Source organism: Rhizobium sp. P1_E1 (assembly GCF_056406015.1).
On sequence record NZ_JBFUAY010000213.1, the window covers coordinates 1 to 7,004 of the forward strand.

The 7,004-nt window shown below is 57.5% G+C and carries 8 protein-coding genes; 1 reads left to right on the forward strand and 7 read right to left on the reverse strand.

Annotated features, from left to right (window positions below; all coding sequences use genetic code 11):
- Positions 1–94: 94 nt before the first annotated feature.
- The 7 genes from AC1D1Z_RS31675 to AC1D1Z_RS31705 form a co-directional block, all read right to left on the reverse strand.
- Positions 95–343 (reverse strand): hypothetical protein, encoded by a 249-nt coding sequence (locus AC1D1Z_RS31675; protein ID WP_018243191.1) that lies wholly within the window; start codon positions 341–343, stop codon positions 95–97.
- Positions 344–446: 103 nt separating this feature from the next.
- Positions 447–1,154: a TfuA-like protein gene (locus tag AC1D1Z_RS31680; RefSeq protein WP_130759646.1), complete on the reverse strand. Its 708-nt coding sequence runs from the start codon at positions 1,152–1,154 to the stop codon at positions 447–449.
- Positions 1,151–2,344, reverse strand: a complete 1,194-nt coding sequence (locus tag AC1D1Z_RS31685; RefSeq protein WP_130759647.1) for a YcaO-like family protein — start codon at positions 2,342–2,344, stop codon at positions 1,151–1,153. The genes AC1D1Z_RS31680 and AC1D1Z_RS31685 overlap by 4 nt, the downstream gene beginning before the upstream one ends.
- A gap of 41 nt (positions 2,345–2,385) precedes the next feature.
- Positions 2,386–2,598, reverse strand: a complete 213-nt coding sequence (locus tag AC1D1Z_RS31690) for a hypothetical protein (protein ID WP_018243194.1) — start codon at positions 2,596–2,598, stop codon at positions 2,386–2,388.
- 20 nt (positions 2,599–2,618) lie between these two features.
- The gene (locus AC1D1Z_RS31695) at positions 2,619–4,466 is read right to left on the reverse strand and encodes an AfsR/SARP family transcriptional regulator (protein ID WP_130652898.1); all 1,848 of its coding nucleotides are present in this window, start codon (positions 4,464–4,466) and stop codon (positions 2,619–2,621) included.
- Between the two features lie 9 nt (positions 4,467–4,475).
- Positions 4,476–4,901: a helix-turn-helix domain-containing protein gene (locus AC1D1Z_RS31700; protein WP_018446802.1), complete on the reverse strand. Its 426-nt coding sequence runs from the start codon at positions 4,899–4,901 to the stop codon at positions 4,476–4,478.
- Positions 4,902–5,072: 171 nt separating this feature from the next.
- A complete protein-coding gene (locus AC1D1Z_RS31705) occupies positions 5,073–5,765 on the reverse strand; it encodes a class I SAM-dependent methyltransferase (RefSeq protein WP_477852803.1) in 693 nt (230 codons plus the stop codon).
- Positions 5,766–6,501: 736 nt separating this feature from the next.
- On the opposite strand from AC1D1Z_RS31705, the gene AC1D1Z_RS31710 reads away from it, so the two are divergent.
- Positions 6,502–7,004 (forward strand): DUF6030 family protein (locus tag AC1D1Z_RS31710; protein WP_477852805.1); only part of this gene is annotated, 503 nt, incomplete at its 3' end.

Sequence of the window (7,004 nt, forward strand, 5' to 3'; positions counted from 1 at the left end):
GCATAACCCCGAAAATCGATGCCGATTTTCGGGGTTATGCATGTGTTTGAAGTGGTAGTGCGTTTCCGGCGCGTCCGATCGGACGCATGCCGGCCTAATGGCTTCTCACGCTCACTTGCGGAACCGGGGAGCTCAATTCGGCCAATTCCTTGGTCAAGCCCTCCCCGACCTCCTGCTTCACCGCCTCAAGCGCAAGGTCGAGGCAATTCGTCGCAAACGGCAGTTTGACATCCTGAGAGACCTGTCGCGCATAGGCGATCATCCGCGCCAATGCGACGAGTTCTTCCAGTCCGTCTTCTGCCCCTTGGTCTGCTTTTATCTTGACAACCGATGTCACGCCCATGCCCCATTTCTCCAATGAATTGAAGGAATGATACGCCTGTGGACGTGATCCAGCCCGTGAAAAAAGCGTGACACAACCCTCGGTGACAAATGCCGAGTTCAATTCACAATGCAGGGCGCGTGGGGAATGCGGTTTCGTGCAGTTTCCACGGCAAATCTGCATTCGAGCGAATGTCGCGGGCGTCCTGCACGGCTTTCAACAATTCCAAGGCATCGATGCGTTTTTGATCGACGGCATTCGACAAAAGTGCCGCCAGCAGTCGCGGACGATCCGGCTCGGCCAGCCCTGCACATTGCTCGACGACCGCCCGCCACGTTCGCTTCTTGAAGAATATCGCGCTTGCGGCATCTTCGAGCTCTTGACGCAACCCACTGGCCAGCTGCCCGCTATCCTCCATCACATCGAGCGTTGCGCTGACATTGACGAGCGGTACCGTCAGCGGCTTGCTGCCCAGCGCGCTCGGCGCGTGAGTGAGTGCGACGGCGGCATCGTCGACCAGCCGGCCGGTGCGATAGTCTTCGAAAATGCGGCCGATCCCGATCATGCCGAACGGATGGCATTCGGCGGCGCGCAGCGCGCCCATGCTTGCCGCCCCGAGAACCGCGACGCCCAGCGAAAGAGCATGGAGAATTTCCTTGTGCCAGACCGGTGCGGCATGTTCGAAGCCGCCGTCGATCAGGCCGATGACATTGGCGCCCTGTTCCACCGCAGCCAAGACATCGCCCTGCGTCGCAGGCGGCAGGACGCCTATGCCCTCGCCGGTAAGCGACGCCGCATCGGGAAGACTGGGCCCTGCGAAAATGATCTTCAAAACCCTATTGCCCTGGCAAGCGCCCTCGTTCCGAACTGCCGGGCGCGCTCCCCCTCCGGATTTTCAAGCTCGGGAATGACAATCTTGACGACACTGAAGGGAAGCGTGTCGTCGCTGAGGCGCACGGCGATCACCGAAGCGATCCGCCTGTTGCGTAGCCGGTCGAGCACATGCTGCAGCAAGTGGGCCAGATCCTGCTGCCCATGTCCTGCCACCCCGTCACGGCCGATGGCGGCAGCGGGCGGTGCCGCAACCGCAGCGAAGGCCTGCCGCATCAGCGGCGGCAAGCATCGTGAGAACGTTGCGGGGGAAATATCGTCCCTGGCTCCGCTGATATAGGTCAGTCGGGATTGCACGGCTTCCGTCACCGCCCGAATGGCCGCGCGCACGGGAGACGGATGAGCGCCAGTGCCGCCGGTTACCTCGACGAGGCGAATCTCTCTGTCGCCGTGAAGAGCCCGACGGCCCGGAATGAGATCCCCAGGGCCCAGCATGGCGGTGAAACAGGGGATCCCGATGTCGCTGGTGATATCGAAGAGCCTGAGCGCCAATCCCGATGTTTCGATCTTGTCGATGAGCCCGTCCAAAGCGCCGTCCTTAAAGCCGCGGGGATCGACGCAGCCGGCGTAACGATCCGCTTCCGCGCCCACCTGCCACAGCACATGGGCGTCACGCTCGATACGCTCCAGGACGCCATGAAAGATCGCCTCCTCGGCATTGTTTCCCGACGCCARGCCGTCCGAAGACATCCAGTATCGCGCGTCCCGTGTGCGGTCGAGCAGCACCGCTTCAAAGGGGACATAAACCTCGTCGCCGGTGAGGACATTGACGCCGGCAACCCATTCCGTCTCCTCGTCCGGTCCGAGATCGGGTTTATGAAGAGCGGTCAGGCAGTTCAGCATGTCGGTCTTGCGTCCCATCGCCTGCAGACGGGAAGAGGTGCCGTGGACGAGGTCGACGGAGGGTTCGCCGGCAACCGCCCGTTCGAGGGCTTCCATGACAGTGGATACCTTGGCGTCGATATCGGTCAGGCCCTTTCCCTGGGCAATCACGATCGAACGGGAATTCGGGGCGTATGCGCACCAGACCGGGATTCCGATGTCGTCCAGTCCGGTATGTCGCGCAACCCTGGTAATGCCGAACCCGGCCAAAAGAGGTTCGACGCGGGAAAGGGTTTCCCGCGGCGACATAACCCTCTCGGAATATACGGACCAGTCCGTCAGAAGCCGGCTCAGCCGTCGACGTGACCGGAAAGGGCAACCTGCGCCGACGAAACGGCGACGGCGAGGTCGACGCCCTTCACAAATGTGCCGCCGGCTTTGCGCAAGTCGTTCGCAGTCCCCAAATCCCCCGTCGGATTGAGAGGCTTGACCGTACCCGCACCGAGATCGGCAAGCCAGAGACCCGCCTCGCCGGGTATACCTATAATGACAACTTTGGCCATGTAATGCCCCTAAGTTATTGTTAAAAACCGGCCTTCAATAGGCCCTCCCGATATAGCTCTTTTTGCCAATGTTCCTTGAAGGGGACGATGGCGAGCCACTTCTCGACGTCGAAGACCGGGTTGATGCTTTCGGCTCGTTGCCGATGGAAGAGCGCCCGTTTTCGATCGCCGATCATTGCGCAACTGGCCGCGGCGATGCGATGGGCCGGCGCTTTGTCTTTCATCGCCTCGACATAGGCGATGGCCTCCTCGTACTGTTCCAGGAAAAAACTCGCTCCCGCAGCACACCAGAGATAGGCGTCAGGCGCTATCGGATTGAGCAAAATCGCCTTTTTGATCTTGGCGAGCGCATCGCCGGGGCGGGATGCATGCACGAGCGTGTCGGCATGGCTATAGATGACATCGGCAAAATGCGGGCTGAGTTCTTCCGCCAGATGAAGTGCGGCGACACTGGCATCGACATCGCCGAGATAGAGTTTGGTGACCCCAAGCTCGCGATGGCCCGCCGCCGATGCTGGATCCCGTTCGATGGCCAGAAGTGCATTCTGTTCCGCCAGATGCAGCAGCTCATTGTTTCCCTGCGCCGTCACGAGCCACTCGCTGGTGAAGGTCCTCGCCAGCCCGGTAAATGACGGAGAAAAATCCGCCTTATGCGACAATGACTGCTTGAACGCCTTCCGTGCCCGGCGGATATGCGGCAATGTCAACTTGCTCATCAGGCTCGAGCCGACCAGATAGGCGTGATAGGCCTCAGGATTGGCCTCGAAGCGTAAGCGCTCTTCCTCGTTTTCAGCCAGCTCGCGGGCCACCGACATGGTCAGCTGCTGCGCGATCAGCCGTCTCTGACGCGGCAATATATGGGGCGTCATCGCAAAGCGATTGGCCCAGATAATCTCGTCCGTGGGAAAATAAACCAGCTGGGCGAATAATCCCTCTTCGGAAAGCTTTGTATCCAGAAGATAGGCGATCGAATGACGGGCGACCACGGCAGCCTTCTCGGAGTCGCGGCGGATCTGGCCGGCCGTATGTGGCGCGACGATGGAAATGTTTCTGAGCGCGCAGAGTTCGATCGTGACGTCTTCGATCAGGGCGTTGGCAAGCGCAAGTCCGGCATCGGCATGTTTCGACGTCGGGGGAAGCAGCACCAGGCGAGGCAAGATCAGCGGCATCGGCGATATACGTTCGATGTCGGCAGATGTCTCACCACCGGCCTCTGACCGCTTCACCTGTACCCGGGCGTGATCGTCGCCGTTCGACAAGCTCTCATTGAGGGACGAACCGCCAGATAGCCGGTGCAGTAAGGCTCTGACCTGCTCGTCTTTCGGATCCCGTTCGAGGATCTGCAGGGCGGCGCTGGAAATGGTGCGCGTCGCGCCGGGCTTTTGCGCATCCGGCAGCGCATCCAGCAATGCCTGCCGCAATTGCAGCGCCTGAGTGTCCCGTTGCGCCCTGATCCACGCATCTATCAACTTTGTCGCTGGTTTGATATTTCCGATGAACCCGCGCTGGGTCAGTTCGGCGATCGCGTTCAGCCGCTCCAGCGGCGAACCGCCGGCGCGAAAAATATCCAGATCGCTGGAAACTACCTGCGTGTTGAGACGAACCGTGGTGGCGGTGAAATCGAAGGGCATTTCGGCGCGTCCGCCGTCTGTCTCGCGGATGCGGGAAAGCAGTTTGCGCAGATTGAGCCGCGCCAGATCAGCTTCGACGTCATTCCATAGAAACTGGGCCAATTCATAGCGGCTGAGTTCATGGCCCGCGCCGGCATAGAGATGGGCCATCATCAACAGGCCCTTGATCGGATAGCGAACCGGATCGCCATTCGTCTCGATCAACCGCAGATCGCCGAATGTCTGCAGATGGAGCACGATCCGTCCTCAGCTGTTCATAACCGAATCGTGCAACTCACTGTCGCTTTCAGGCAATCCCGCGGCTGCCAGGCTTTTGGCCAACGCCACCAGCTTTTGCCTGATATTCGGGTCCTCGATGGCGATGAATGCCTTGTTGAGCGCCAGTCCCTCTTTCGAGGACAAAAAGCTGTTCAATTCACTCGTCTCGCCGTCGATCGGCCCGGCGCCGCCGTTCTCGAAGAAAAAGCCGACGGGCACGCGAAGAATCTCGGATATGCGCTGAAGACGGCTGGCCCCTATTCTATTCGTTCCTTTTTCGTATTTCTGGATCTGCTGGAAGGTAATGCCCAGAAGTTCGGCCAAGCCGTTCTGGGTCATCCCGAGCGTCTTCCGCCGAACTCTCACGCGATTGCCAACATAGACGTCGATCGAATTCGGCGATTTAGCCTTCATGTGAATAAGTCTCCCGCGTTATCAGCACGCCCAGCTGTATAATGGAGAGTTTAAGCAAGAATGCAACTAAAAGTAAATATTTCGTAAGGGTTTTTTTCAGCAGTGCAGACAGTAAAAGCAACCTGTGGATTATTGCAACGGGCGGCATTTGGCGCGGGTGCGCGCCGTGCTTTATCGCACACGTCGCAGCGGACGAATGCCGTCCGAAATCAGTGCAGCTCCGACGCCGTGTCTAAGAGGCTTTTGCGCAACGGCGATCATCGACTTGGCGAAAACGGGAATCCTTCCGACATATTCAAAACGAATATTGTCGAAGCCGRCATCCAGCAACAGCGTACTCAGCGTGTTTTTCGACCAGAACTTGATATGCCCATGATCCGTCAACGGCATGAAATGGTCGTCCATTTTCCCCACCGCAGCCAGGGCAAGGTTCTTCAGATACCCATGATAGGGCGTCGAAATCACGGCGATGCCGCCCGGCTTGACGAGATCGTACATCGTCGAGGTGAAAGCCTTAGGATCGTAGACATGCTCGACGACCTCCAGGCTGATGACGGCATTGAATGTGCCATATTCCCTGGAAAGGTCGTCATACGCCGAGCCGACATTCAGCGGCAGTTCGGGATAATTGATATTGGCCTTCGCGATGCCATCGCTGGAAGGATCGACGCCGACGACATAATATCCCTTTCCTGCAAGAGCCGCAGCTGCCCCGCCGGTACCGCATCCCAAATCAAAGACGTCTTTCTCAAGAGGACCGTCGAAATGGCTCTCCAGCACATCGAGCACGGCGGGCAAGATGTAGGCGTGCGCGGTGGTCGGTTTGGCGTGAACATAGCTGGTTGCGTCTAGCTCGACGGACATATCCCTTCCCCTCGGCGATTGCGCGGCAAACCCTATTGAAGAATACGTCGAAAATTTGATGGAAATCGCCAAAACCCGTCTGATTCCAAGGATATCCAAAATATAATCTATGGTTTCACAATAAAAATAAAAACTTTTGCGCGAAAATAGGCAGAGAATACAGTATATGCTTACATATGGATAGTTATCATATAATAATTCAGAAATTATCCAGAATATCCTATCTTAATCATAATAACGATAAGAATAATCCGTCGAAATCACGCGGAAGCCGAGCTAACGCTGATCGATTCATAGACCGAATGGTGAGATCATTCGCCATCTGCCACCGCGATTGCTCCTAGCTATATTGGAGATTCCCAATCGACATAGGGTTGAAGCGCCTCCGCCGAAATCTGCAGCGCTCGCTTCCTGATGACACACAAAGGTGCCCAATTGCCGACACGAAGCCAAAGATATTTAACGGCTGAATGTATATGCTTGACCTAAAGCGCGTCGCGATCTTTTAGATTCGCTCCTCGCGCTTTAGGTCTTTGATTTTACGCATGTCGTTGTCGCAAAACCGCTGCACACTTTAGCGCGACATGCTTTTGTGCAATTCCAGCAAAAGTGCGCAGCGGTTTGCGTCCGGAATTGCGCAAAAACAAAAAGATAGAGGGTTCCGTGGCTTGGAGAAAAACGGAAATGCTCTAGACAGCCCGATCGAAACCCTTCTCGCACGCCGGAGAAGACAAGCTTGCCCGATACTTCGTCGTCCGCATATGCGAAACAGCCGGTGAGAAAACCGCGGATTCCCGTTGTCTTCTGGTTGCTGCTGACGATTTCCCTCTCGCTGGTTATGGGAACGGTGCTGCTTTCCAACGACATGAAACACTTAAAGACGGTCAGCCATTATTTTGGCTTCGAYCTATTTCCCCCTGAGGTTAGGCCGCCGCCGCCCAAAGCTCTTCCCCGTCCGGCGCCTCCAGCCACCTTCGCGCTTCCCTTGCATATCATTGAACCTCCGGCCGCACAGACCGCGTCGACTTTTCTACGGACATGGCGGATATCCGGCGCCGCAATGTGTGCGGCGCTGCGCAATGCCGGCATCGAAACCACCGATTGGGCGGCGACGAGCTTCAACGCCGATACGTTCGAATGCTTTTTCGAGCAGAGTGGCAAGCGGGAAAAGGATCAGCTCCCGAACTCCATCTTCGTCATCGTTCGCGGCGACGCCGCCGGCGCGATCAACAATATGCG

Bases quoted from the DNA above. Each gene is read 5' to 3' on its own strand.
- AC1D1Z_RS31700 (WP_018446802.1), bottom strand. From the start codon at position 4,901: ATGAAGGCTAAATCGCCGAATTCGATCGACGTCTATGTTGGCAATCGC.
- AC1D1Z_RS31675 (WP_018243191.1), bottom strand. From the start codon at position 343: ATGGGCGTGACATCGGTTGTCAAGATAAAAGCAGACCAAGGGGCAGAA.
- AC1D1Z_RS31690 (WP_018243194.1), bottom strand. From the start codon at position 2,598: ATGGCCAAAGTTGTCATTATAGGTATACCCGGCGAGGCGGGTCTCTGG.